Source organism: Streptomyces massasporeus, from assembly GCF_014648995.1.
In the GTDB taxonomy this organism is placed as follows: Bacteria; Actinomycetota; Actinomycetes; order Streptomycetales; family Streptomycetaceae; genus Streptomyces; species Streptomyces massasporeus.
In genome coordinates this window covers 131,206-154,038 of the sequence record NZ_BMSE01000015.1, presented here as the reverse complement: position 1 = coordinate 154,038, position 22,833 = coordinate 131,206, and the positions used below count along the sequence as shown (strand labels likewise).

General features: G+C 70.2%; 21 protein-coding genes, 2 pseudogenes and 1 riboswitch. Of the genes and pseudogenes, 9 read left to right on the top strand and 14 right to left on the bottom strand.

Going from position 1 to position 22,833, the window contains the following annotated elements; genetic code table 11:
* Nucleotides 1-59: 59 nt before the first annotated feature.
* Nucleotides 60-1,259, bottom strand: a complete 1,200-nt coding sequence (locus IE153_RS28765) for a S8 family peptidase (RefSeq protein WP_189592701.1) — start codon at nucleotides 1,257-1,259, stop codon at nucleotides 60-62.
* 436 nt (nucleotides 1,260-1,695) lie between these two features.
* Nucleotides 1,696-1,918: riboswitch (cobalamin riboswitch) on the top strand.
* A 166-nt stretch (nucleotides 1,919-2,084) separates the two neighbouring features.
* Between IE153_RS28765 and metE the strand changes: the two genes are divergently transcribed.
* Nucleotides 2,085-4,406, top strand: coding sequence for a 5-methyltetrahydropteroyltriglutamate--homocysteine S-methyltransferase (metE, locus tag IE153_RS28760; protein WP_189592700.1), 2,322 nt, complete (start codon nucleotides 2,085-2,087; stop codon nucleotides 4,404-4,406).
* 77 nt (nucleotides 4,407-4,483) lie between these two features.
* On the opposite strand, the gene IE153_RS28755 is transcribed toward metE, so the two are convergent.
* Nucleotides 4,484-5,941, bottom strand: a complete 1,458-nt coding sequence (locus tag IE153_RS28755; protein ID WP_189592699.1) for a 3-hydroxybutyrate oligomer hydrolase family protein — start codon at nucleotides 5,939-5,941, stop codon at nucleotides 4,484-4,486.
* A 455-nt stretch (nucleotides 5,942-6,396) separates the two neighbouring features.
* On the opposite strand from IE153_RS28755, the gene IE153_RS28750 reads away from it, so the two are divergent.
* Nucleotides 6,397-7,824, top strand: coding sequence for an extracellular catalytic domain type 1 short-chain-length polyhydroxyalkanoate depolymerase (locus tag IE153_RS28750; protein WP_189592770.1), 1,428 nt, complete (start codon nucleotides 6,397-6,399; stop codon nucleotides 7,822-7,824).
* 158 nt (nucleotides 7,825-7,982) lie between these two features.
* Here IE153_RS28750 and IE153_RS41845 read toward each other — a convergent pair whose 3' ends face one another.
* From IE153_RS41845 to IE153_RS28735, 4 genes are all read right to left on the bottom strand, one after another.
* On the bottom strand, nucleotides 7,983-8,300 hold the full coding sequence (locus tag IE153_RS41845; RefSeq protein ID WP_229829224.1) for a hypothetical protein: 318 nt from the start codon (nucleotides 8,298-8,300) through the stop codon (nucleotides 7,983-7,985).
* A gap of 76 nt (nucleotides 8,301-8,376) precedes the next feature.
* Nucleotides 8,377-8,760 (bottom strand): VOC family protein, encoded by a 384-nt coding sequence (locus IE153_RS28745; RefSeq protein ID WP_189592698.1) that lies wholly within the window; start codon nucleotides 8,758-8,760, stop codon nucleotides 8,377-8,379.
* A 120-nt stretch (nucleotides 8,761-8,880) separates the two neighbouring features.
* Nucleotides 8,881-9,048, bottom strand: coding sequence for a hypothetical protein (locus tag IE153_RS28740; protein WP_097222720.1), 168 nt, complete (start codon nucleotides 9,046-9,048; stop codon nucleotides 8,881-8,883).
* Between the two features lie 57 nt (nucleotides 9,049-9,105).
* Nucleotides 9,106-9,570, bottom strand: coding sequence for an ATP-binding protein (locus IE153_RS28735; RefSeq protein WP_189592697.1), 465 nt, complete (start codon nucleotides 9,568-9,570; stop codon nucleotides 9,106-9,108).
* 164 nt (nucleotides 9,571-9,734) lie between these two features.
* On the opposite strand from IE153_RS28735, the gene IE153_RS28730 reads away from it, so the two are divergent.
* From IE153_RS28730 to IE153_RS28715, 4 genes and pseudogenes are all read left to right on the top strand, one after another.
* Nucleotides 9,735-10,106: an STAS domain-containing protein gene (locus tag IE153_RS28730; RefSeq protein ID WP_229829223.1), complete on the top strand. Its 372-nt coding sequence runs from the start codon at nucleotides 9,735-9,737 to the stop codon at nucleotides 10,104-10,106.
* 109 nt (nucleotides 10,107-10,215) lie between these two features.
* Nucleotides 10,216-11,018 (top strand): annotated as a pseudogene (locus IE153_RS28725) (SAM-dependent methyltransferase).
* A gap of 555 nt (nucleotides 11,019-11,573) precedes the next feature.
* Nucleotides 11,574-12,035, top strand: coding sequence for a SpoIIE family protein phosphatase (locus IE153_RS42415; protein WP_189592696.1), 462 nt, complete (start codon nucleotides 11,574-11,576; stop codon nucleotides 12,033-12,035).
* Between the two features lie 110 nt (nucleotides 12,036-12,145).
* Nucleotides 12,146-12,622, top strand: a complete 477-nt coding sequence (locus tag IE153_RS28715; RefSeq protein ID WP_189592768.1) for an ATP-binding protein — start codon at nucleotides 12,146-12,148, stop codon at nucleotides 12,620-12,622.
* Between the two features lie 81 nt (nucleotides 12,623-12,703).
* Here the strand turns inward: IE153_RS28715 and IE153_RS28710 are convergent, their stop codons facing one another.
* Entirely contained in the window at nucleotides 12,704-13,018 is a 315-nt protein-coding gene (locus IE153_RS28710; RefSeq protein ID WP_189592695.1) for a hypothetical protein, read from the bottom strand.
* A 796-nt stretch (nucleotides 13,019-13,814) separates the two neighbouring features.
* On the opposite strand from IE153_RS28710, the pseudogene IE153_RS41835 reads away from it, so the two are divergent.
* Nucleotides 13,815-14,273, top strand: a pseudogene (locus tag IE153_RS41835) (GtrA family protein); the annotation flags it as partial.
* Between the two features lie 84 nt (nucleotides 14,274-14,357).
* Here IE153_RS41835 and infA read toward each other — a convergent pair.
* The 5 genes from infA to IE153_RS28685 form a co-directional block, all read right to left on the bottom strand.
* Nucleotides 14,358-14,582, bottom strand: coding sequence for a translation initiation factor IF-1 (infA, locus tag IE153_RS28705; protein ID WP_189592694.1), 225 nt, complete (start codon nucleotides 14,580-14,582; stop codon nucleotides 14,358-14,360).
* Entirely contained in the window at nucleotides 14,579-15,370 is a 792-nt protein-coding gene (locus IE153_RS28700; RefSeq protein WP_189592693.1) for a GNAT family N-acetyltransferase, read from the bottom strand. Before IE153_RS28700 ends, infA begins: the two co-directional genes overlap by 4 nt.
* A 260-nt stretch (nucleotides 15,371-15,630) precedes the next feature.
* On the bottom strand, nucleotides 15,631-16,506 hold the full coding sequence (locus IE153_RS28695; RefSeq protein ID WP_189592692.1) for a geranyl diphosphate 2-C-methyltransferase: 876 nt from the start codon (nucleotides 16,504-16,506) through the stop codon (nucleotides 15,631-15,633).
* 15 nt (nucleotides 16,507-16,521) lie between these two features.
* On the bottom strand, nucleotides 16,522-17,892 hold the full coding sequence (gene tcp, locus IE153_RS28690) for a 2-methylisoborneol synthase (protein ID WP_189592691.1): 1,371 nt from the start codon (nucleotides 17,890-17,892) through the stop codon (nucleotides 16,522-16,524).
* 83 nt (nucleotides 17,893-17,975) lie between these two features.
* The gene (locus tag IE153_RS28685) at nucleotides 17,976-19,391 is read right to left on the bottom strand and encodes a family 2B encapsulin nanocompartment shell protein (protein WP_189592690.1); all 1,416 of its coding nucleotides are present in this window, start codon (nucleotides 19,389-19,391) and stop codon (nucleotides 17,976-17,978) included.
* 260 nt (nucleotides 19,392-19,651) lie between these two features.
* Between IE153_RS28685 and IE153_RS28680 the strand changes: the two genes are divergently transcribed.
* Nucleotides 19,652-20,563 (top strand): helix-turn-helix domain-containing protein, encoded by a 912-nt coding sequence (locus tag IE153_RS28680; protein ID WP_189592689.1) that lies wholly within the window; start codon nucleotides 19,652-19,654, stop codon nucleotides 20,561-20,563.
* Nucleotides 20,564-20,725: 162 nt separating this feature from the next.
* Here the strand turns inward: IE153_RS28680 and IE153_RS28675 are convergent, their stop codons facing one another.
* On the bottom strand, nucleotides 20,726-21,232 hold the full coding sequence (locus tag IE153_RS28675; RefSeq protein WP_189592688.1) for a hypothetical protein: 507 nt from the start codon (nucleotides 21,230-21,232) through the stop codon (nucleotides 20,726-20,728).
* A 196-nt stretch (nucleotides 21,233-21,428) separates the two neighbouring features.
* On the opposite strand from IE153_RS28675, the gene IE153_RS28670 reads away from it, so the two are divergent.
* The gene (locus IE153_RS28670) at nucleotides 21,429-21,911 is read left to right on the top strand and encodes a GNAT family N-acetyltransferase (protein WP_189592687.1); all 483 of its coding nucleotides are present in this window, start codon (nucleotides 21,429-21,431) and stop codon (nucleotides 21,909-21,911) included.
* Here IE153_RS28670 and IE153_RS28665 read toward each other — a convergent pair.
* Nucleotides 21,905-22,819 carry a LysR family transcriptional regulator gene (locus tag IE153_RS28665; RefSeq protein WP_189592767.1) on the bottom strand — a complete coding sequence of 305 codons (915 nt, stop codon included), beginning with the start codon at nucleotides 22,817-22,819 and terminating at the stop codon, nucleotides 21,905-21,907. The two genes, IE153_RS28670 and IE153_RS28665, sit on opposite strands and share 7 nt — an antisense overlap.
* Between the last annotated feature and the right edge of the window lie 14 nt (nucleotides 22,820-22,833).

The window sequence follows — 22,833 nt, the reverse complement described above, 5'->3', positions numbered from 1 at the left end:
GCCGTGCCTCGTCTGGACAGCACGGCGAGCGCCGGTCGAGGACGACGACTCGAGGACGACTACTCGACGATCTTCAGCAGCTTGTTCGCGGTGCCCTGTGCGGGGTTGGAGATCTTGTCGGGTGTGGCGCCGTCGGTGAGGGCCTTGGCGACCTGTTCCGGCGTGGCGTCCTTGTGGCCCGCCAGGTAGACGGCCGCGGCGCCCACGACGTGCGGGGTGGCCATGGACGTGCCCGATATGGTCTTGGTGCCTTCGTCGCTGTCGTTCCAGGCGGAGGTGATGTCGGAGCCGGGGGCGTACACGTCCACGACCGCGCCGTAGTTGGAGAAGTCCGACTGCTTGTCGTCCTTGGTCGAGGACGCGACGGTGACGGCTTCCTTCACGCGGGCCGGGGAGCCCTGCCCGGCGTCCGAGGATTCGTTGCCCGCGGCGACGGCGAAGGTGACGCCGGCCGCGACGGCCTTGCGCACGGCTTCGTCGAGGGCCTCGTCGGCGCCGCCGCCCAGGCTCATGTTCGCGACGGACGGACCCTGATGGTTCTTGGTGACCCAGTCGATGCCGGCGACGACCTGCTCGGTGGTTCCGGAGCCGTTGTCGTCGAGCACCCGGACGGCGACGATCTTCGCCTTCTTGGCGACACCGTGGGCTGTGCCCGCGATCGTGCCGGCGACATGGGTGCCGTGGCCGTTGCCGTCCGTGGCGTCGTTGTCGTTGTCCACGGCGTCGAAGCCGGAAGCGGCCCGTCCCCCGAAGTCCTTGTGCGTGGTCCGTACGCCGGTGTCGATGACGTACGCGGTCACGCCCTCGCCCGCACCATCGGGGTAGGTGTACTTGCTGTCGCCGGCGGTGTCCGCCTGGTCCAGGCGGTCGAGGCCCCAGGAGGGCGGGTTGTCCTGAGTGGCGGTGATGCTGAACTTCTTGACCTGCACGACCTTGGCGACGGACGGGTCGGCGGCGAGACGCTTGGCCTCGGCCTGCGAGAGGCCGCCGGCGGAGAAGCCGTCGAGGGCGGCGGTGTACGTGCGCTTGAGCTTGCCGCCGTACTCCTTGGCGAGCGCGGCCTTGTTCACCTTGTCGTCCAGCGTGACGATGAAGCTGCCAGGTACGGCTCCCTTGGCGCCGAGGCCGTACACGGTGCCTTCGGCGGGAACGGATTCGGGAGCGATTTGCGCGTGCGCCGTCCCGAAGGTCGTCAGGGTTGCGACGACGGCCGTGGCGGTGAGGACCTGCATTCTGCGTGTGAATGCGCGAGCTGACATGTGAGGGTTCTCCTCGTCACTTTTCGTGGGGGGTGTGGGGGTTCGGACCGGAACTGCGTCCGGCCCGCCTCGAACCTGACTCATTGATGTGCTCAGATCAAGGGCTTCACGCCAACCCGCGCCGTATCGGCAGGTCAGCAGCGCGCGAATCGGCCACCCTCACCTACGCGTTCATTCATCACATGCCTGACGCTCATACGGACGTTGTGTCGAGGATGTGTGACCATGCGCCCGGAGGGGCGGTGGCTTTGAACAATCTGGGTAGACAGCGCCAGTTCCGCAGCAAGCGATTTCGGGCCGGCATTTCGTAGAACACGAAAATTGCTGCCGACCGCCCCCCGCAGCAAGAACCAGACCGATTAGCTACCCCGGTCGCGTGACCCACCTCACCATCCGAATGGTCAGCGCGAGCAGTCGTGTTCTCCGGCCGGCCCGTAGGCTGACCGGTGCAGCTGGTTCGCCCCGTCCGCCAGGCGGGATGCGTCGTAAGAGGGAACCCGGTGGGAATCCGGGACTGCCCCGCAGCGGTGAGCGGGAACGACCGCCGTCATACGCACTGGGTCCGACGAACCGGGCCTGGGAAGCGACGGCCAATAGGAGTCCTCCGTCCGGAGGATGTGCCCGCGAGTCCGAAGACCTGCCCGTTGCCCGTGCACGACCGGCTCGTGCGCGGACATCCCGGTGACCTCGTGGGCGGGTCGGCGTACATACCAGGCGGACAGCCGCGCTCAGTTGCGCGCGGTCGACTCCGTCCGGTCCGTCACCCCTTCGCGCTCTCGTCCCGTCTCCGGGATCTCAGGGATTCATCTCGCGAAGGAGATCTCCGTGACCACCACCAAGACCGCAGCCGCGGCAGCACGGGCCACCGTGTACGGCTACCCCCGCCAGGGCCCGGAGCGGGAGTTGAAGAAGGCCGTCGAGGGCTACTGGAAGGGCCGCGTCACCGCGGACGCCCTGGAGGCGGTCGCCGCCGGACTCCGCCGCACCACCTGGCAGGAGCTGGCCGCAGCCGGCATCCACGAAGTGCCCACCGGTGACTTCTCGTACTACGACCACGTCCTGGACACCACCGTCATGGTCGGCGCCGTCCCCCTCCGGCACCGTGCCGCCTCCGACGCGGACGCCCTGGACGGCTACTTCGCCATGGCCCGCGGCACCCAGGACGCGGCGCCGCTGGAGATGACCAAGTGGTTCGACACCAACTATCACTACCTCGTACCGGAGTTGGGGCCGAACACCGTGTTCACCGCGAACTCCGCCAAGCCGGTCACCGAACTGAAGGAGGCCCTCGCCCTCGGGCTCACCGCCCGTCCCGTGCTGGTCGGGCCCGTCACCTACCTCCTGCTCGCCAAGCCCGCCCCCGGCGTGCCCGCGGACTTCGAGCCGCTCACCCTCCTCGACCGGCTCCTCCCGGTGTACGCCGAGGTCCTCGCCGACCTGCGCGCGGCCGGCGCCGCATGGGTGCAGCTCGACGAGCCCGCGCTCGTCCAGGACCGCACTCCCGCCGAACTGAACGCCGCGGCGCGCGCCTACCGCGACCTCGGCGCCCTGATCGACCGTCCGAAGCTGCTGGTCGCCTCGTACTTCGACCGGCTCGGCGACGCGCTTCCGATGCTGGCCAAGGCTCCCGTCGACGGGCTCGCGCTGGACTTCACCGAGTCCGCCGCCGCCAACCTCGACGCCCTGGCAGGCGTAGGCGGGCTGCCCGGCAAGCGGCTGATCGCCGGGGTCGTCAACGGGCGCAACATCTGGGTCAATGAGATGGAGAAGTCGCTGTCCACCCTCGGCACCCTGCTGGGGCTGGCCGACCGCGTCGACGTGGCCGCCTCCTGCTCCCTGCTCCACGTACCGCTGGACGCAGCCCGGGAGCGGGACATCGATCCGCAGATCCTGCGCTGGCTCTCCTTCGCGAAACAGAAGACGAGCGAGATCGTCACCCTCGCCAAGGGCCTGGCCCAGGGCACCGACACGATCAGCGGCCAACTCGCCGCCAACCGAGCCGACCTGGCCTCCCGCGCGAGCTCGCCGATCACCCGCGACCCCGAAGTCCGCGCTCGCACCGCCACCGTCACCGCGGCGGACGCCCGCCGCTCACCGTCCTACGCCGAACGGGCCGCCGCCCAGCGGGCCCACCTCCGTCTGCCCCTACTGCCGACCACGACCATCGGCTCCTTCCCACAGACCGGCGAGCTGCGCACCGCGCGCGCCGATCTGCGTGCGGGCCGCATCGACGCGGCCGGCTACGAGGAGCGCATCAAAGCCGAGATCGGCGAGGTGATCTCCTTCCAGGAAAAGGCCGGCCTGGACGTCCTCGTGCACGGCGAGGCCGAACGCAACGACATGGTCCAGTACTTCGCCGAGCAGCTCACGGGCTACCTGGCCACCCAGCACGGCTGGGTCCAGTCCTACGGCACCCGCCACGTCCGTCCGCCGATCCTGGCCGGCGACATCTCCCGCCCGCAGCCGATGACGGTGCGCTGGACGGCGTACGCCCAGTCGCTCACGGAGAAGCCAGTCAAGGGCATGCTCACCGGGCCGGTCACCATGCTCGCCTGGTCCTTCGTCCGCGACGATCAACCCCTCGGCGACACCGCTCGCCAGGTCGCCCTCGCCCTGCGCGACGAGGTGGGCGACCTGGAGGCGGCCGGGACCTCCGTCATCCAGGTCGACGAGCCGGCCCTGCGCGAGACGCTGCCGCTGCGCGCCACCGACCACCCCGCCTACCTGGCGTGGGCCACCGAGGCGTTCCGGCTCACCACCGGCGGCGTGCGGCCGGACACCCAGATCCACACCCACATGTGCTACGCCGAGTTCGGTGACATCGTCCAGGCCATCGACGACCTCGACGCCGACGTCATCAGCCTGGAGGCGGCCCGCTCGCACATGCAGGTCGCCCGCGAACTCGCCGCCCATGGCTACCCGCGAGAAGCCGGGCCCGGGGTGTACGACATCCACTCCCCCCGTGTCCCGAGCCCCGAGGAGGCCGCCCAACTGCTCCGCACCGGTCTCAAGGCGATCCCCGCCGAGCGCCTCTGGGTCAACCCCGACTGCGGTCTGAAGACCCGCGGCTGGCCGGAGACCCGCTCCTCGCTGGAGAACCTGGTTCACGCCGCCCGTACGGTCCGCGAGGAGCTCTCACCGTCCTGACGACGAGCCGGTTCGGCCGGGGAAGGACGCACCCGCCGTCCTCCCCCGGCCCCCGGCCCCCGGTCGCGCAGGGCCGTTCAGGGCACGGACGGAGGAGCCGTGTCGCCGCGGGCCTTGAGGGGACAGGTGTTCAGGAGTGTCTCGGGGGTTGCCTGTTCGGGCATCGGGACGGTGTGGGAGGCGGGCGGGCGGTGTCCGGGCGTGAGCCAGTTCTCCAGGGCCGTGAAGGCCGTGCGGTGACATGGCGTGAGCGGGCGCAGGCGCTCCGGGTGGGTGTCGACGAGGGCGTCCGTGTGGGTGCCGCCCTCGATGCGGTAGTAGCGGTGCAGTGGGCCGCGGCCGGCCTGGCGCACCATGCGGGCGTAGACGTCGGAGTCCCGGGTGATCGGCAGCAAGACGTCCAGGGTGCCGTGCAGGGTGATCAGCGGTTTGCCGATCCGGCCGGTCAGAGCGATCTTCTCGATGGCCTTGTGGACCGCGCGGGGCCGGGCGGCGTAGTCGTAGTCGGCGTCACAGGCCGGGGTGCCCGGCGCGCAGAAGGGCGTGCCGGCCTCGGTCGGGCCGTCGAAACCGGGGTCCAGTTCCTCGCGGTAGATGCGTTGGGTCAGGTCCCAGTAGACCTTGTGGTGGTAGGGCCAGAGGAATTCGGACCCCGTCGGGAAGCCCGCGGTGTGCAGAGCTCTGCGTGCAGCGTCGGCTTCCCCGCCACCGGCGGCGAGCACGGGGTAGTGGCGCAGCGCCCGGGGCAGGAAGTTCAGCAGGGTGGGGCCGCCGGAGCGCCACAGGGTGCCCTCCCAGTCGACTCCCCCGTCGTAGAGGCCGGGATGGTTCTCCAGCTGCCAGCGCACGAGGTATCCGCCGTTGGACATGCCGGTCACCAGGGTGCGCGACGGCGGGCGATGATAGTGCCGGGCGACCGTGGCGCGGGCGGCTCGGGTCAGCTGGGTGAGCCGGTCGTTCCATTCGCCGATGGCGTCGCCCGGCTCCTTGCCGTCCCGGTGGAAGGCCAGGCCGGTGTTGCCCTTGTCGGTGGCGGCGTAGGCGTAGCCGCGGGACAGCACCCAGTCGGCGATGGCCCGGTCGTTGGCGTACTGCTCCCGGTTGCCGGGGGTGCCCGCGACCACCAGACCGCCGTTCCACCGGTCGGGAAGGCGGATGACGAACTGGGCGTCGTGGTTCCACCCGTTGTTGGTGTTGGTGGTGGACGTGTCCGGGAAGTAGCCGTCGATCTGAAGGCCGGGGACCCCGCTGGGTACGGCCAGGTCCTTGGGCGTCAGGCCCGCCCAGTCGGCCGGGTCGGTGTGACCCGAGACGACCGTGCCGGCTGTGGTCAACTCCCCGAGACAGGCTGACCGTTGACGCTCTGCACCTGGTACCCGGACCTGGGTGAGGTGCGCGCAGCGGATGGCGTCCGGGCCGGCCGGTGCCGCCGCGGCGGGCGCGGGTGCGAGCGCGCAGGTGAGGGCGGCCAGGGCCAGGCCCGCCGGACCGCCGCGTCGCCGGGCGCGGGTCGGGGAGCGGAATGAGAAGCGCATGCGTGAGCCTCCACCGTCGTGAACAGGGATGCGCGGGAGGCTAGGGCGCGGTGTCGCCGCCACCTATGGGGCCGGCGAACACCATCCGGGCCGGCGGGGTAGCTGTCGGCACCACCGGGTGCTGAGCGGATCGGTCCTGCCTTTGCGGATGGGGCGGGCCGGTAGCTCCTGCCTTGCCTTGTGGGCTCTGCCCTTGGGGGCTCCTGCTGCCATGCCGTGTGGGCTCCTGCCATACACGGTCCTGTACGAGCCGGGACATGTTCTGCCCTCACACAGGTTCCCGCCACTCGTGGCTGCCCCACCCATGCCGCCCCCGGCCCGCGCACGCCGATGATGCACGCCACACGCTGGTCGCCGCTCCCCCGGTACCGGCGAGGTTCCCCCCACATCAGGAGGCAGTCGTCATGGGACAGTCGCACCCTGCGTTCCGCTTCTCCCGGACCCTCTTTCGAGGCATGCGCCGCTGGGCGACCGCCGCCGGGGCTCTGGCCCTGACCGGCGGGCTGCTCGCCGCCGCACCCCAGGCATCCGCCGCGGGCCTCACCCAGGTCACCGGGTTCGGCACCAACCCCGGCAACCTGTCGATGTACACCTACGCACCGGACGCACTGCCCGCCGGCGCCCCTCTGGTCGTCGCCCTGCACGGCTGCACGCAGAGTGCGAACGACTACTTCGCGCACTCCGGCTGGCCCAAGTTCGCCGACGCGTACGGTTTCGCGCTGGTCCTGCCCCAGACGAGCAGCGCCAACAACGCCAACTCCTGTTTCAACTGGTTCGAGCCGGGCGACAGCGGACGCGGTCAGGGCGAGGCACTGTCGATCAAGCAAATGGTGGACAAGGCCGTCGCGCTCCACGGTGGCGACACCCGGCGCGTCTACATCACCGGCCTGTCCGCGGGCGGCGCCATGACGGCGAACATGCTGGCCGCCTACCCCGACGTCTTCGCGGGCGGGGCCATCGGCTCCGGACTGCCCGCCCGCTGCGCGAGCAGTGTGTCCACGGCGTACACCTGCATGTACAGCCCGCCGGACAAGAGCCCCGCACAGTGGGGGGACTTGGTGCGTTCCACCGCTCCGGCCGGCACGAACTCCTGGCCGCGCGTGGCGATCTGGCAGGGCACCGCCGACACCACCGTGAGGCCCGCCAACGCCACGGAGCTGCGCGACCAGTGGACGAACGTGTGGGGCATCGGCCAGACGCCGTCCCGCACGGAGAGCCTCGGCGGGGGCACCACGCGGAGTGTCTACGACGACGCCTCCGGCCGCTCCGCCGTCGAGGTCTACACCGTCTCCGGCATGGGGCACGGGCTGGCTGTCGACCCGGGCAGCGGCGCCGAACAGTGCGGCAGCGCCGGCACCTACTACCTCGACACCATCTGCTCCAGCTACCACACCGCCCGTTTCTGGGGGCTCGACGGCGACAAGGACACCGGCTCCCTGCCCGCGCCCACCGGGCTGACGGTCACGGGTACCACCGACACCACGGTCTCCTTGAGCTGGCAGGCGGTCGCGGGCGCGGCCTCGTACGCCGTCCATCGCGGCGGCACACAGGTGGGCCGTACGACGTCGGCTTCCTACACGGACACCGGCCTGGCCACCGGCACGACATACAGCTACACGGCGGCCGCCGTGGACACCGCCGGTGCGGCGGGCACCGCCTCCCCCGCCGTGACGGCCACGACCACCGGCTTCACGCCCACCTGCCACACGGCCGGCAACTATGAGCACACGGCCGCCGGGCGCGCCTATCAGAGCGGCGGCCACGCCTACGCCAAGGGTTCGAGTCAGGCCATGGGACTGTGGAACACCTTCACCAGCCACACGCTCAAGCAGACGGCGCCCGGTCACTACGTCATCGACGACGCGGGGTGCCAGGGCAGATGACGCGGGTTGCCCGGACGGGCCCATGAACCGCTCGCGCGAGGCCTCGGCGTCACCCGGCGACCGCCGACTCGAGACCTCGGCCGCTCCTGTGCTGTGGGCGCCGGTTGTGCACGTCGGTCCCCGACACCGCTGCCGCTTGTCGTCCTGGGGCCTCGGCTCTAAGTCTCGGAATCCAGGCGAGCAAGCCCCTGTTCCCAGCGTCGTCGGCGCTCGTCCTCCGGCTGGTCCCACCAGGGGGTGCCCCGTTCGCCCAGTGCGACCTTCGCCTGGTGCACGCGTGCGCGCGCTGCCTTCTCGGCCGTCGCATCGCCCGCTGTCGTCGCTGAGCGCACCGCCCGACGAGCCGACATGAGGTGACGTCGAAGACGAGCGGCGATCTCCTCGGGGATGGACGGATCGGTCGCCCGCCATCTCCTTCCACCGATGACGACGAAATGCCCGTCGGGGCTTGTCTCCGGTGACTGGTGTGCTTCCACGCGAACGATTTTGCCCACTCGGCTCCACCCGTGGCGGGATTCCCGCCGTCGCCGTCGCCGTCGCCGACGGATCCTGCTATTCGCCGAGCATCACGCTTTCACGCGTGAGGAGACAGAAGGGGTGCCCCACCGGGTCCGCGTACACGCGATAGCCGATCGGCTTGTCCGACCCTTCGAGCAGCGTGGCACCCAGGGCGAGTACTTTCGGTTCGGCCAGGTCCAAGTCGTCGACCATCACGTCCACATGCATCTGGGCCGGACGATCGGGATCGCGCCACCGCGGCGCCCGGAAATCGTCGACGCGCTGGAAGGTGACGCTCTCGGTGCCGGTCGCGTTCTGGAGCACTACATAGTCGGTTGTGTCCACGACGCGCGGAAGCGACAGCAGGACCTCGTAGAAGCCGGCGAGCTCGGACGGGTCGGGACAGTCGATGACGAGAGAGAACAGGCGTCCGATCATGTCGATCACTATGCCGCAGCGCGTAGGGAGTACGGCTACGCAGCGGCGGGTCGGCAGTGGACACCCGGTGCGCTCTGCAGATCCGCTGAAGGGATGCCACCGGATCTGCAGAGCGTGCGGTCATCGTCTGCGGGCCCAGCCACCACCGACTCCGGCCACCTGCAGAGCGAGGCACAACAGTCCCAGCAACATGACGTTCGTCGAAGAGAACACATCGTTGGTACTGATCTCTGCTGCGTTGATCAGAAACGCAAAGAAGAACAGCACCGCCGCGACTATGCCGAGCATGAAACGAGCTCCTCTCATAGGGGGTGAAGCCCGTATGCCCCGCCTCCGCCCGGGCAGTCACCCTGGCGGTTCCTTGGACGCGCCGGGCAGGACGATGCGGGCTGCGATGCGCTTGCCGACCGTCTCCTGATGGACGGACAGGGCGTCGGTCACCGCCTTGACGATCTCCAGGCCGTGGCCGCCGATCCGGCCGGGATCAGCCGTTCGGGCTGCGGGAACCGTGGGATCGCTGTCCCACACGACGACTTCCACTGCCCGCGCGGTCAGGCCCAGTTCCACCAGAACGGGCCCGGGAGCGTACTTGTAGGCGTTGGTGACCAGTTCGCTGACCACCAGCTGGGCGAGGTGCTTCGCGCGTGCGGGCACCGTCAGGCCATAGTCTTCGCCGGCCTGATTCAGGAAGGCGATGGCGCGTTGGCGGGCGTCCGCGATGCAACCGTCGTCACCGCCCAGGGCGAAACCCACACGTATCAGATGCTGTTCCAGCGTTGTACGCCCGTCACCGTCGGTCTCGGATTCCACTGACCCCGCCTTCCCCGTTCGTCAGCCGGTACCCCGCGTCCCGCCGTGCATGCCCGCCCTCCGAGGTCACGACGGTTACGCGGGTGCATGCGGCCGGAGCCATGGGGCAGGATCACCGGAACGCGTCCCGTCCTGGGGGCTCCTAGATCGCAGTCGAGGAAACAGTGGCCCACACGGAAAGAACGGACCGGCGCGGGCACCTCCATGCCGAGCATCGCGAGGTCGAGGGCATCCGCGTCGTGACGCTGCGGGGTGAGATCGACCACGACGTCCAGGACGTGCTCAGCGAGGCCCTCCGCACCGAGGGCGGGGTCGTGCCGCCGCGGATAGTCGCCGACCTCGCCGGTGTCACCTTCATGGACTCCAGCGGCATCAACGTCTTCGTCGCCACCCACCAACAGGTCAGCAGCGCGGACGGATGGGTTCGGATCGCCGGCGCCCAACCGTCCGTCCTTCGCGTCCTGCAACTGGTCGGCGTCGACACCCTCATCACCTGCCACCCCACCACCGAGCAGGCCCTCCACCCCGACCTCTGACCCGCGTGGCTCTGTCCCTGAGAGCCGGCTCCGCTCACCAGGCCCCCAGGAATCGCTCCTCGAGGCCGGCGCGGTGGCTGATGAGCAGGAGCGGGTGCGGCTGTCGGGAGTGTGGGCAACGGCGGTGGGTGTGGCCAGAGTTCGGGCTCTGGAGACCGAGCGGGAGAACGCGCTGTTCCGCGACCCGCCGGCACAGGCCTTCGCCGCTGCCGGCGGCCTGTGGCCCTCCTCGCCGCCGCTGCCCGACGACGAGGCCGCGCGACGCCGTCGGCGGGCCGTGTCGTTCTCCATCGTCATCAGGACGAAGTGCCTCGACGACCTGTTGCGGCGGGCCGACGCGTCCGGGGTCCGGCAGGTCGTGCTGCTCGGTGCCGGTATGAACAGCCGGGCCTTCCGAATGGACTGGCCCGAGGGCACCCGGCTGTTCGAGGTCGACACCGCCGCCCCGCTGGACTTCAAGGCTTCGGTGCTGCGCCAGGAGCGAGCCGTGGCGCGCTGCGAGCGGATCACCGTCGCGATGGATCTGCAGGAGGACTGGCCTGGCGCGCTGGCCGCCGCGGGGCACGGGCCGACCTTGCCGACCGCGTGGATCGCCGAAGGACTGCTGATCTGTCTGCCCGAGGACGCGGTGGAGCTGCTGCCGGCCCGGATCAGCGCGCAGTCGGATGGGGCTGACGTTGGGCTCGCGTGGCGTGATCGAGCGCTTCGGCGCGGACGCAGCGCCGGGATCGGCGGCGTCCCTGTGGGGCTCGGAGATGCCCGACGACCCGGTCGGTTGGCCGGCCGGGCACGGCTGGGAGGCCGACAGCCACACCCTGCGTGAGCGCGCTGCGGCCTACGGCCGCCCGATCGGCTCCCCGCCGCAGCGCGATGAGCGACCCCGGCGGACTGATCTCGGCGGTCCGCCGGTAGCGCACTTCCCGGATCCCTGGACGCTCGATTCCAAGGAGCCTGATGGTGAAGCCACCGAAGCTCCCGCAGGAACGGACGGTCGGCATCCCGCGATGCCGTCCGGGCTTGCCTGCGTGCAGGGATGGGCTCCTCCTCGCTGGAGGAGCCCCGGAACCGACGAACAGGCCGGTGCGGATGGAGGCGTACTTCTCGTCCTCCTGGGTCGCCGACCAGTTGTAGGCGTGTGCCAGGGGGTCGATCCGGGCGACGACGTTGCGTGCGTACTCCCGTGCGTTCGGCACCGTCGGGTCCATCCGCAGATAGACCCCGTCCGAGGCCAGCGCGGGCGCGGCCCCGGCGGGCAGGGCGGCGGGGGTGACCAGCAGACGGTTGGACTCCACCAGCGGGTCCTTGCGCGCGTCCACCACCCGCACGTTCGCCGGAACGGTCCAGGGTGCCTCGATGCCGCGTTCGGGGGCGTCGCCATAGGACGGGTCGATGTAGAGGCGCCGGCCCGGCTTCACCACGGCGATCTCGTCGGCGTTGCCGGGGTCCTCGTAGCCGCTCCTCGTTCGCGTGACGAACACGTCGCCGTCCTTGCAGGAGGCATCCTCGACGAGTTCGACCGCAGAGCGGCGCACCTCGGCCTCGACCGGCTCGCCACCTGTCTCCTCGCCGTCATGGACCCGCAGGCCGGCTCCTGCACGCTGGCCAGCGCGGACACCCGCCCCCGTCCTCACACGGCCGGGAGCCGGCACCGAGGTGCTCTGGCTCCCCGCCGGCCCGCCCATCGGCACGGGGCTCGGCGGCTACGAGTCGACCACCGTACCGATGGAACGCGGTGCCACGCTGCTGCTCTACACCGACGGCCTGGTGGAACGACGCGGTACGGAGATCGACGTCTCACTGCGGGAGCTCGCGGCCCTGAGCCTGCCGGCCGACGGAGCCCTGGACGACCTCCTCGACACACTTCTGTCCGGCATGGCGCACGGAGCCTACGAGGACGACGTCGCGATCCTCGCCGCGCGCCAACCATGACGGACGCGCGGGCAGTGATGTGGCACACGGGCGGTCACGGGCATTGCACGCGAGTTTGTGGGTATGCGCGGCACGTGCTGGACAAAGGACTGAAGGACACGGCGAACTGCATGGACCATGAAGAGGCAGGTGACGAGCGGCATCCGCTGGCCACCAGTGCCATATCCGTGTCCGCGGCGTTCGAGGACGACACGGGCATCGCTGAGGCCCGGGACATGGCCCACACCTTCCTCACCCGTGTGCAGGCCGTACACGGCCTGCCGGTCTCCAGCCGGGCCATCGGCATGGTGCAGCTCGTGGTCAGCGAACTGGTCACCAACGCCCGCAAGTACGCCCCCGGCCCCTGCCTGCTCACTCTCGAGATCGCCGACGGGGCCGCGCGGATCAGCGTGTGGGACAGCAGCACCACCCTGCCTACGATCCTCGCTCCCGACCCCAGCCGGATCGGCCAGCACGGCCTGGAGATCGTGGCTGCCATCTGCGTCGGCTTCGCCATCCACCGTGAGCCGGTCGGCAAACGCATCACCGCCGACGTCATGCTCGCCGACGACCCCGGCGGGGCCGTGGCCGGCCGGCAGATGCTGTGATCCGGCGTGGCTGCGGCGGTGTCAGCCCGCCTGGGATCAGCTTGGGCCCGATCTGCCTCCTCGTCGGGGTGTTCACGTGACTCAGCTCCGGCTCTGCGCCGTCACGGGCCACTCGCCATAGGGCACCGGGCGGCCCGTGAACGCGTCCAGGACGATGCCCTCGCCGAGGGGCCGGTCCAGCTTCACCGGCACCTTCTCGCCGCGCAGTTCACTGGTGCACGGTCCATCCTCGGTGTTGGCCGTGGATGCGGACGACACCACGCTGCCGCTCGTCTCGAGCGCCTTCACGGTCGGGCCGTCGTCGCAGGAACCATGGGTGGCCACCACAGTGAGGAACCGGCCGTCCTGCGCTGTCTCCGTCAGGCCACCCAGTAGTGCCAGTACGTCGGTGGGCACGTCCTGACCGAGCGGTTCGATCGGTGACGCAGGAAGCCCGGACGGGCTGACCACGACCCGTTTGAGGGGGCTGTCGTAGCCGTCGAGGGTGAACAGCCAGGCCGGGACGGTGGCCGGTCACCGGGGCCCCCGGGCATGGCCGAGTGTCCTGTAAGCCTGATCGGCCTGAAGAAGTGGCGCCGCCAGCGAACTTCCGCTTTCCCAGGTCACCCTGCCGCTGCCGGGCTCGGTGCGGGGGAGTTTCCCGTTCAGGTCGAAGTTCCCGATGTCCCATGCGCGCTGGTCGGCTTCACCCCGCAGGCCCCCTCCGGCAACTGGACGACTTCCCCAGGGGGTAGAAGCCCTCGTGCCACTCCTCCGCCGCCCTCGAGCCGCCCCAGGCATCGGCGACCTGGCGAGCACACGTCCCCGTCTGGGGCGTCGACTCGATGCTGCGAGGGTGTGCGCCACCCCTGCCGCCCTCCGTAGTGCCGCACCCTACGGCAGCACCGGCTGAAGCGGCGCCCACGGCGAGCACGGTGGGCCCCGGCCCGCGTTAGATCCCTCCTGCGGAAGGCGGGCTCCTCGGCCCGCCCGGAAGCTGCCACGGCCCGCTGCCGGATCGATGGCGGCACGCATAGCCTTCACTTCCATCAATTGCAACGACGAGTGACATCGTCATTGCATTATCCCGCATGCATTGCAATGATTTCGAGGCGCCGACGTGCATAAATGAGGTTCTCACGCAACAATTCCGTTGCCCCTATCGCGAACGCAACGTAGCGTTTCCATCTACAGAAACAGTCAGGGGGGCAACGTGGAGACAGTGCAGAGACAGCAAGAGGCGGCACGGGGCACGCTCACCGCCTTCGTCCGCTTTGTACTCTGCGGCGGTGGGGTGGGCGTCGCCTCCAGCTTCGCCGTAGTGGCCCTCGCCGCATGGGTGCCCTGGATGGTGGCCAACGCCCTGATCACCACGGTGTCCACGCTCCTCGCCACGGAGTTGCACGCCCGGTTCACCTTCGGCGCAGGCCGGCACGCGACCTTGCGTCAGCATGCCCAGTCGGCCGGGTCGGCGGTGGCCGCGTATGCGGTGACCTGCGGGGCGATGTGCGTCCTGCATCACCTGGTGGCGACACCCGGTGCGGTGGTCGAGCAGGTCGTCTACCTGTCCGCGTCCGCGCTCGCCGGTGTCGCACGATTCGCCGTCCTGCGGCTTGTCGTCTTCGCGCGGCACCTGTCGCGGACCACGGCCACTGCCCCCGCCGTCGTCCCGTGCGAGCCGTCGTCGGGGCCCTGGTCACGGGAACGCCGTGACCAGGGCCCCTGGATCAGCGACCGCGGACGGTGCCGGCCGCCGCTAGGTGCGGTACCGGAACACGATCCGGCCGCGCGTCAGGTCGTACGGCGGGAGCTCCACCAGCACCCGGTCCTCCAGCATGATCTTGATGTAGTTCTTGCGGATCTTCCCGCTGATGTGCGCGAGCACCTGGTGGCCGTTCTCGAGCTCCACGGTGAACATGGCGCTGCGCAGGCACTCGACTACCTTGCCCTCGACTTCGATGACGTTCTTGTTCCTCGTCATCGCACCAGCTCCAGGTTGCTGCTCATGGACCGGGCGCCGATGCCCTCGAACAGCGCCGAGGCCGCTTGATTGGACTCGTGCACTTCCGCCCACGCAGCGGTGGCCCCGGAGTGGTGCAGCGTCCCCAGCGCATGGGCCAGCAGCGCCCGCGCGATGCCTCGGCGCTGCTCGCCGGCCCGGACCGCGACCAGCCCGATGCGCGGCCGTTTCACCCTCACCACCCGGATCAACCCCAGGTAGCGGTCCGGCGCCGCGGCCACCGCGTACTTCGACGGGTCGACGATCGTGTCGCCTTCGGGGCGGGGAACCACCTCCGCGGGCATCGACTGCCACCCGACGGTCGCCTCGACTTCGTCACGGATGGCGCGGTCCACCGCCCGCAGCAGACTCTCGTCCACCTGACCGGCGGGCACGATCGTCACGCCCGGAGGTGGCAGGACGTCGTCGAGACCTGTGACCCCCGGGTCGGTCGGCACGACGTACTCCCACTCGCGGCGCCGGATCGTGAACCCGGCCCGCCTCCAGCCGGCCGTCAGCTCGACGTCGGCTTCGTCGACCAGCGTGTACAGCGGTGACGGCAGTTCCGCCAGCATCGCCTCGGCCAGGAGGTCGAAGGCCACCTCGTGCCAGGCGTCGATGCTGACGAACAACCGTCCGTCGGGCCGATGTTGGGCATGCGCGCGGCCGACCACCAGGTCGTCGTCCAGGGCGTGCCATTGCCTGTCCGCGACGCGCGTGATCGTCACGGCGTTCTCGCCCAGGCCAGAAGTGAAGGGTCTTGTGTTCATCGGAGTCTCCTTCCAGGAGTGCCTCGATCTCAGGCGCTCCTGGCGACACCGAACGTCAGCCGCCGGACCGTGACGGGTTGAGGGAGCACCCACGGGTAACTGTGTTCACGGGGCTCACCTCCATGCGACGATTTCACGGTCCACCGCGAAAGTAGCAGCGGGTCGACATCTCGCTCAAAGCCTTTTCCGCCAAGTCGCCCGGCACGCCCGGGTCGCGGGGCCGGTAGAGGGCCCCGCGACCCGGCCCCGCGATGGCGGGCCTACACGCGGTCGGCAGCGATCAGGACGTACTGGAAGGAGCCGTCCCGGTAGGACTCGATGAACGCCTCCTCGATCCCGGTGACCAGCGAGGACGTGGCCCGAAGCTCCCAGTAGGGCAGCGTGTCCGGGGTGAGGTCGACGATGGTCTGCGGCACGAGCCGGTTGTCGGCCATGGCCCGCAGATACTCACGCCGGGAGTGGATGTTGCACTCGAAGTGGGCGTTGATCTGGGAGACCCACTTCGACGGCTGGCCGTAGCGGGGGTTCCAGCAGCCGGTGATCGTCACGTACCGGCCGCCCACCTTCAGGAAGCGGGAGTGCTCGGCGAACAGGTCGTGGAGGTCGACGTACATGCTCGACTCGTTGTTCCACGAAGCCGCGACGCTGCCCTTCTCGAAGGGCGTGTCGAGCATGTTGCACACGCGGGAGCGGACGCGGTCCTCGATGCGCAGTTCTCGCGCGCGCCGGTTGCCGAAGTCGGCCTGGGTGGCGGACAACGTGACACCTTCGACCTTGCAGCCGAAGCGGCGGTGGGCCATGACCATGGATCCGCCGCGGCCGCAGCCGGCGTCGACGAGGGTGTCGTCGGGCCCGATGGCGCCGAGGTGGTCCAGGAGGGACTCCGCCTGTGCCGACTCCAGCCGGTGCAGCTCCGCGATGAGCTTCTTCTCGTACTCGCTGTGCGCCGGGTCGCCGAGCGCGGCCTGGTCCACGGCACCGATGCCGTAGTGGTGGTGGTAGAGCCCGTCCACGTCACCCAGGCGCAGGTTCACCGGTCGCGCCTCATTGTTCCAGTAACGGGCGATGTCCCCCTGGTAGGGCGTCGCCGGGGCCGGGATCTTCGCGGTGACGGGGGCGGTCGTTTCAGTGGTCACAGAAATGTCCGTTCTCTACCAGAAGTCGGGCAGGCTGTAGCGGAAGGTGTTGGTGCGGTGCCAGTCGTGGTTGCCGTCGACCCAGGCGGCCACGCCTTTGAGGAAGCGCAGCACGGTGGGCAGGGGGCATGCCGCAGCGAGGTCGGCGGCGGCTGCCTCGAAGGCGTGCATGAGTTCGTTGTGGACCTCGACGGCCTTCAGGTAGGCGTCGCGCTCGGAGAGTTGCTCACGTTCCGCGATCACCACCGGCAGGTTCAGGTGTCGGCCCGGGCTGTTGAGTTCCTTGGTGTACGAGTAGAGGTCGTTGACGATGGTGGTGGCGTTGCCGGCGAGGGCGATGACCCGCTGCATGTCCGGCTGGGCGTGCAGGTCCGCGGGCAGTTCGTAGCCGCCGACGGTGTCGGTGATCGTGGGGCAGGGGCGGAAGTTGTTGAACTGGCGCATCGCCAGGTACTCCCACACCTCCGGGACGTGATCGGTCTCCGCCCAGGCGGCCTCGGCGAGGTAGCCCATGTGCAGCCGGGCCATGTCGTGCCGGTAGCGGTCGGCCTGGGAGGGCGTGGCCGCGCGGACGAAGTAGTCCATGGCACTGCGGTAGGCCCGGCGCGGGGCGTCCGACGTGAGCGACTCCTGCCATGCCGGCGCGTACTCCGCCGTCGTGTGGAAGTGGTCGAGCGCGGTGTGCGCGAGGAGGATGCGCCCGCCGAGACCGACGGGCGACCCGCCGTGGTCCTCGCAGTAGCAGTCGTCCAGCGCGTTCTCCGCGACCATCAGCCGTGTGGCGAGCATCAGGTGGTCGACCGTCGGGGCGTCGGGGTGGCAACCGACCATGTAGCGGCCGACGGAGAAGCCGTCGAACTGCCCCTCCCACTCCTCGGGATAGAGCTGGACCTCGTCCTCCGCCCAGCGCTTGATCCGGCTGCTCACCTCTTCGACGCGTACGGGGTCGGGCTCCGGGACGGGGTGGTGGTAGAGGCCGGGGACGGCTCGTCCCTCGGCCGGCGGGGCGGGGGCCGGTGGCCCCTGTTCCGGGGCCGGGGGCTCGTGCCTGCGGGCCAAGGAGAGCGACGACGTGCCCAGTCCGGTCGGCCCGCGCAGGATCCGCTGGAGGGCGGAGTCAGCGGCGGTCGCGGCGAGCGTGTCCTGTAGGGCGGAAACGGTCGCTGTCGCGGCGGGCGTGTCCCTTGGGGCTGAGGCGGCCGCAGGAGGCGGCGGCGGGCCGGGGATCGCGATCGGGACCGGCGGATGCAGTGCGGCGAGAAACTGCAGGGCCGTCGGAGGGACCGGAACGTGGTGCACCACCGGCATGGCCGCGTCCTGCACGGCTGCGGGCGGCGTCGGTTGCTGCTCAGGGGGTGGTGATCCGAGGGGCCCGGAGTCGGGCATCGGCGGCTCCTTTGCTGCCGTGGGATGGGCGCTCCGTCGCGCGTGGAGGTGACCGGAGGTGGACCTGCCGCGCGGATCGGGGCTCAGTGGGGCCTGGGGGCGATCTGGACGTTCTCCATCACACCGAGGGCGTCGGGTAGGAGCACCGCGGCGGAGTAGTAGGTGGTGACGAGGTAGGAGATGATCGCCTGCTCGTTGATGCCCATGTACCGCACGGCAAGTCCCGGTTCGTACTCGTCCTGCAGTCCGGTCTTGCGCAGGCCGATGACGCCCTGGTTCTTCTCACCGGTGCGCATCGCGATGATGGAGCTGGTCTGCTCCTTGCTGATCGGGATCTTGTTGCAGGGCAGGATGGGGACCCCGCGCCAGGCGGGGACGGACTGTCCGCCGAGGTCGACATGGTCGGGGTAGAGACCGCACGCGTTGAAGCCACGTCCGATGGCGGCGATGGTCCTCGGGTGGGCGAGGAACATCTTGGTGCCGCGCCTGCGGCAGAGCAGATTGTCCATGTCGTCCGGGGTGGGCGGGCCGGAGTGGGGCTGGATGCGCTGCTTGAAGTCGGCGTTGTGCAGCAGCCCGAACTCACGGTTGTTGATCAGTTCGTGTTCCTGACGCTCACGCAAGGCCTCGACCGTGAGCCTGAGTTGCTCCTCGGTCTGGTTCATCGGCCCGTTGTAGAGGTCGGCGACCCTCGAATGGATCCTCAGGACGGTCTGGGCCACGGAGAGTTCGTACTCGCGCGGCTCCAGTTCGTAGTCGACGAAGGTGCCCGGCAGGTCCGCCTCGCCGACATGGCCTGCCGACATGGCGATCTCGGCCTCGCCGTGCTTGTTCTGCCGGTGTCGCGCGCGGGAGCTGTAGGTGTCGACGTGGGCCTGCAGGGCGGGCGCCGAGGCCTGAACGGCGGCGAAGTCGGCGCGGCTGAGGGTGAGGAGGGTGCCGGAGGTCTCGGCGGTGACCGTGCTGTCGTGGCGGGCGTCGGGGTCCAGCAGGGCGTTCTCACCGAAACGGTCGCCGTCCGCGAGCACCCCGAGGGTGATCTCGCCGCCGTACTTGCCCTCGGAGGTCTGGTTGAGCCGGCCGTGGGCGATCAGGTGGATCCTGTCCACGGGGCTGCCGCGCTCGGCGACGACGTCGCCGGCCGCGAAGTCGTGCTGCGTGCAGCGGTCGGCGAGTGCGGTGAGGACGTCCGTGTCCTCGAATCCGCGCAGCAGGGCCAGTTCACCGAGTTCCCGGGGGATCACGCGGACGGTGGCGCCCTCCTGGACGAACTCGATGGACCCGTCGCCGACGGTATGTCGCAGCCGCCGGTTGACCCGGTAGGCGCCGCCTTCGGCCTCGACCCAGGGCAGCATCCGCAGAAGCCAGCGGGAGGTGATCTCCTGCATCTGCGGGACGGACTTGGTGGTGGTGGCGAGGTTGCGGGCGGCGGCAGTGCTCAGGGACTGCTGCGGAGCGGCGCGGACGGTCTCGGCTTCCGGGACGCTGTCGACGGTCATCGGCGGTGGTTCTCCTCGCACAACGGGGCGCCGACGCACACGGGTGCGCCGACCGGGAGACAGGGAGGGGTGGGCAACGAGCGGGAGGAACCACGCGGATCCGCCCACCTGCAGAAGCTATCCACTGGGCGGGCCGTATCCACCGGGGAGACGAGATGCTTACCTCGAAGCAGTGACAATTTGTTGAATGCGGTTTATCGGAGCGTGAGGTGAGATCGGCACTTGAGTCTCCAGCGACTGGAAGGTCCAGGATCTCACCCATGGATGACGGACGCCCCGACGTGCTCACCATCGGCCGGCTCGCGCACCGCACCGGACTCTCGGTGCGCACCCTGCGCTTCTGGTCGGACGAGGGAGCGGTGCCGCCCGTGGCCCGCTCCGCGAGCGGCTACCGGCTGTACGACGCCGGGTCCGTGGCCCGCGTCGAGCTGGTCCGCACCCTTCGGGAGCTGGGCCTCGGGCTCGACGAGGTATGCCGGGTACTGAGCGGCCGGGCGACGGTCGCGGAGGTCGCCGACGCGCATGTGGCGGCGCTCGACGCGCAGATCCGCTCCCTCAAGGTGAGCCGGGCCGTCCTGTCCACCGTGGCGACACGTGGTTCCACCGCTGAGGAGACTGCACTGATGAATCGGTTGGCGCGGCTTTCCGCCGCCGAACGCGAGCAGGTCGTCGACGAGTTCAAGGAGGAGGTGTTCGGCGGTCTCGACGTCGAGCCGTCCGTGCGCGACCGCTTCCGCGCCTACAATGTCGACCTGCCCGACGATCCGACTCCCGAGCAGGTCGACGCCTGGATCGAACTGGCCGAACTGGTACAGGACCCCGGCTTCCGCGCCCGGCTGCGCACCTGGATGGAGCTCAACACGCCCGCACCGGGGCAGGGTCGTCCTCCCGGGGCGTCCATCTGGTGGGCCAGGCAGGTGGTGCAGACCGTCGCGGCAGCCCGGAAGCGCGGGGTCGCCCCCGAGGATCCGGAGGCGGGCGGCATGCTGTCCGAGCTGTTCGGCGACACCGACCGGGCCGCCGTGCTGCGCAGCCTGGAGGCCGGGATCGAGGCAGGAGCGGAGCGCTACCGCACGCTCGTCGCCCGTGTACGCGGGCAGGACGCGTCGCCCGACGCGACCGAGGAACTGGAGTGGCTGGCGCGGTCCCTGCGCACCGCGGGGCGAGCCTGACCGGCCGCTTCGCGCTGGTGCGCCGACTCGTAGTGCGCGGGACACCGCGCAGTGAGCGGCACGAGCCACCTGGGCAGCCGGTCCCGAGGCCGGGCAGACCTCGGGACCGGCCACGTGGCCTGGGTGCGCCGCACAGATGGTGGCACGGCCCGCCCCGAGGGCTCAGCCCGCCGCGCGCCACCACGCGGGAGACACGCTGAGGCTCCAGACCTCACCCGAGTGCCCCTCGGCGTGTTCGTCCGCGCGGACGAAGATCCTCACGCCGGACTCGGGCACCCGGTAGCGGTGCATGTCCCCGGACGTACCGCCCTCGTCCGGGTCGGGTTCGACCGAGCAGCCGAGCCCGGTGATCGCGGCGGCCAGGTCCTCGAAGCGCGTCGAGGGAGCGAAGGTGCCGTATGCGCCGCGCAGGGCCGCCGGGACGGACGACTCGGTGTCCCACCGCAGACGGTGCACCTGCACGCTCACTCCGAAACAGGGCCAGGCGCCGTCCTCCTCCTGGAACGACAGCTCCACCAGCCCGTAGTCCCGGCGCAACAGACTGCCGTCCTCGGTGTCGAGGCAGTCGGCGCCCAGCATGGCTTCCCAGTCGGCGGGCTGCGCGCCGATCCCCACTCCCCACACGTCGCCGCGGGTGGCGACGTGGGCGTAGAAGTCCAGGTCGGACATTTACATCCTCTCCATCGCTTCTATCAGCCCAGAGCCACCGGACGAGAACTCCCCCTGAAAATTACCGAGCGGTAGCTTACTTGAGCCGCCACACTCCTCGAGGCGCACGCGGCACGCCGTAAGGGCCCCTGGTGAGCCGGGGCCCGGTGCGCAGCGGGGACTCACCCGCCGCTTCGCGATGCGTAAGATGCTCCACATGCAGGTGCGCGGTACATCCATGCGCGGCGGGATCGTCATACGCCGGGCTGCGGCCCGGGACGTCAAGCGGCTCACGCGGCTTGTGCGGGGCTCGCGTGCCTACGGGGGGCAGTACGCGGCGATGGTCGCGGACTACCGCGTCGGGCCCGACTACGTCGAGACGCATCGGGTCTTCGTGGCTGTCGACGCCGGTGACTCCGCGGGCCGGGTGCTCGGCTTCTACTCGTTGGTCCTCGTGCCGCCGGAGCTGGACCTGCTCTTCGTCGAGGACGGGATGCAGGGACGCGGCATCGGGCGGTTGCTGGTCGAGCACATGAAGTCCGAGGCCCGCGCGGCGGGGCTGGACCGCGTCCGGGTGGTGTCGCATCCTCCGGCCGAGGGGTTCTACCGCAGCGTGGGCGCGCTGCTCACCGGGACCGTCTCCGCGAACCCGCCCGCCGTGGCCTGGGACCGGCCCGAGCTGGAGTTCCTGATTCAGTAGCCGCCGACCGATGCCTGGCCATGGGGCGCTCCCACCCCGAGCACGTCGAGCATCGCCCGCGTGGCCGGGCTGGGGTTGAAGCGGTTCCACACCAGGTACTCGGTCCGGCGCGGCCCGTCGGCCACGGGGATCAACGTCAGGCCGGGGTCGTCGGCGGCACGCGGCCGGATGAACGCCGACGGCAGCAGCGCGATGCCGAGCCCCCGTGCGACCAGCCGAGTGATCAGCTCCACGACGCCGGCCTCATACGCGACGTCGCGGACCAGCCCGGCGGCGACGAACGCCTGATCGGACTGGGCCCGGGCGGGCGTCCCGCTCACGAAGTCCACGAACGTCTCTTCGGTGATCTCCTTCAGCGTGACCTGGGAGGCGTCCGCCAGCCGGTGCCCGGCCGGCACCGCCAGCACATGCTCGTCGTGACCGAGAACGACGGTCTCCACACCGACAGGCGGTTCGCTCTGCGGCACACCGAGAAAGGCGATGTCCAGCTCGCCCCTCCGTACCGCCGCCGCCAGTTCATCGCTACGACCGGAACGGAGGGCCACGCGGACGTCCGGGTGCTGGGCGCGGTACGTCTGGAGCAGCTCGGGTACGTCGACGGCAGCCGTCGTCACGATCACGCCGACGGAGATCTGTCCGCGTATCACGCCGGTCGCGGCAGCGGCGTCGGCAGCCGCGCGGTCGGCGGCGGCCAGGCACTCGCGGGCGCCGGCGACGAACGCCGTTCCCGCAGGGGTCAGTTCGACGCGCCGACTGGACCGGGCGAACAGCTTGACCCCGAGCTCTCGTTCCAGGCCTGCGATCCGGTGACTCAGTGACGACTGCACCACGAAGCAGCGCTCCGCGGCGCGGGTGAAATTGCGGGTTTCGGCAACGGCGACGACGTAGCGCATCTGCTGGAGATCCACGCAGTCATGATCCT

What these genes read in the sequence shown, in the direction of transcription:
- IE153_RS28680 (WP_189592689.1), top strand. Translation starts at nt 19,652, where the DNA reads ATGGATGACGGACGCCCCGACGTGCTCACCATCGGCCGGCTCGCGCAC.
- infA (WP_189592694.1), bottom strand. Translation starts at nt 14,582, where the DNA reads ATGACGAGGAACAAGAACGTCATCGAAGTCGAGGGCAAGGTAGTCGAG.
- IE153_RS28700 (WP_189592693.1), bottom strand. Translation starts at nt 15,370, where the DNA reads ATGAACACAAGACCCTTCACTTCTGGCCTGGGCGAGAACGCCGTGACG.
- tcp (WP_189592691.1), bottom strand. Translation starts at nt 17,892, where the DNA reads ATGCCCGACTCCGGGCCCCTCGGATCACCACCCCCTGAGCAGCAACCG.
- IE153_RS28740 (WP_097222720.1), bottom strand. Translation starts at nt 9,048, where the DNA reads ATGCTCGGCATAGTCGCGGCGGTGCTGTTCTTCTTTGCGTTTCTGATC.
- IE153_RS28715 (WP_189592768.1), top strand. Translation starts at nt 12,146, where the DNA reads ATGGACCATGAAGAGGCAGGTGACGAGCGGCATCCGCTGGCCACCAGT.
- IE153_RS28745 (WP_189592698.1), bottom strand. Translation starts at nt 8,760, where the DNA reads ATGATCGGACGCCTGTTCTCTCTCGTCATCGACTGTCCCGACCCGTCC.
- IE153_RS28685 (WP_189592690.1), bottom strand. Translation starts at nt 19,391, where the DNA reads ATGACCGTCGACAGCGTCCCGGAAGCCGAGACCGTCCGCGCCGCTCCG.
- IE153_RS28750 (WP_189592770.1), top strand. Translation starts at nt 6,397, where the DNA reads ATGCGCCGCTGGGCGACCGCCGCCGGGGCTCTGGCCCTGACCGGCGGG.
- IE153_RS28670 (WP_189592687.1), top strand. Translation starts at nt 21,429, where the DNA reads ATGCAGGTGCGCGGTACATCCATGCGCGGCGGGATCGTCATACGCCGG.
- IE153_RS28765 (WP_189592701.1), bottom strand. Translation starts at nt 1,259, where the DNA reads ATGTCAGCTCGCGCATTCACACGCAGAATGCAGGTCCTCACCGCCACG.
- IE153_RS28675 (WP_189592688.1), bottom strand. Translation starts at nt 21,232, where the DNA reads ATGTCCGACCTGGACTTCTACGCCCACGTCGCCACCCGCGGCGACGTG.
- IE153_RS28755 (WP_189592699.1), bottom strand. Translation starts at nt 5,941, where the DNA reads ATGCGCTTCTCATTCCGCTCCCCGACCCGCGCCCGGCGACGCGGCGGT.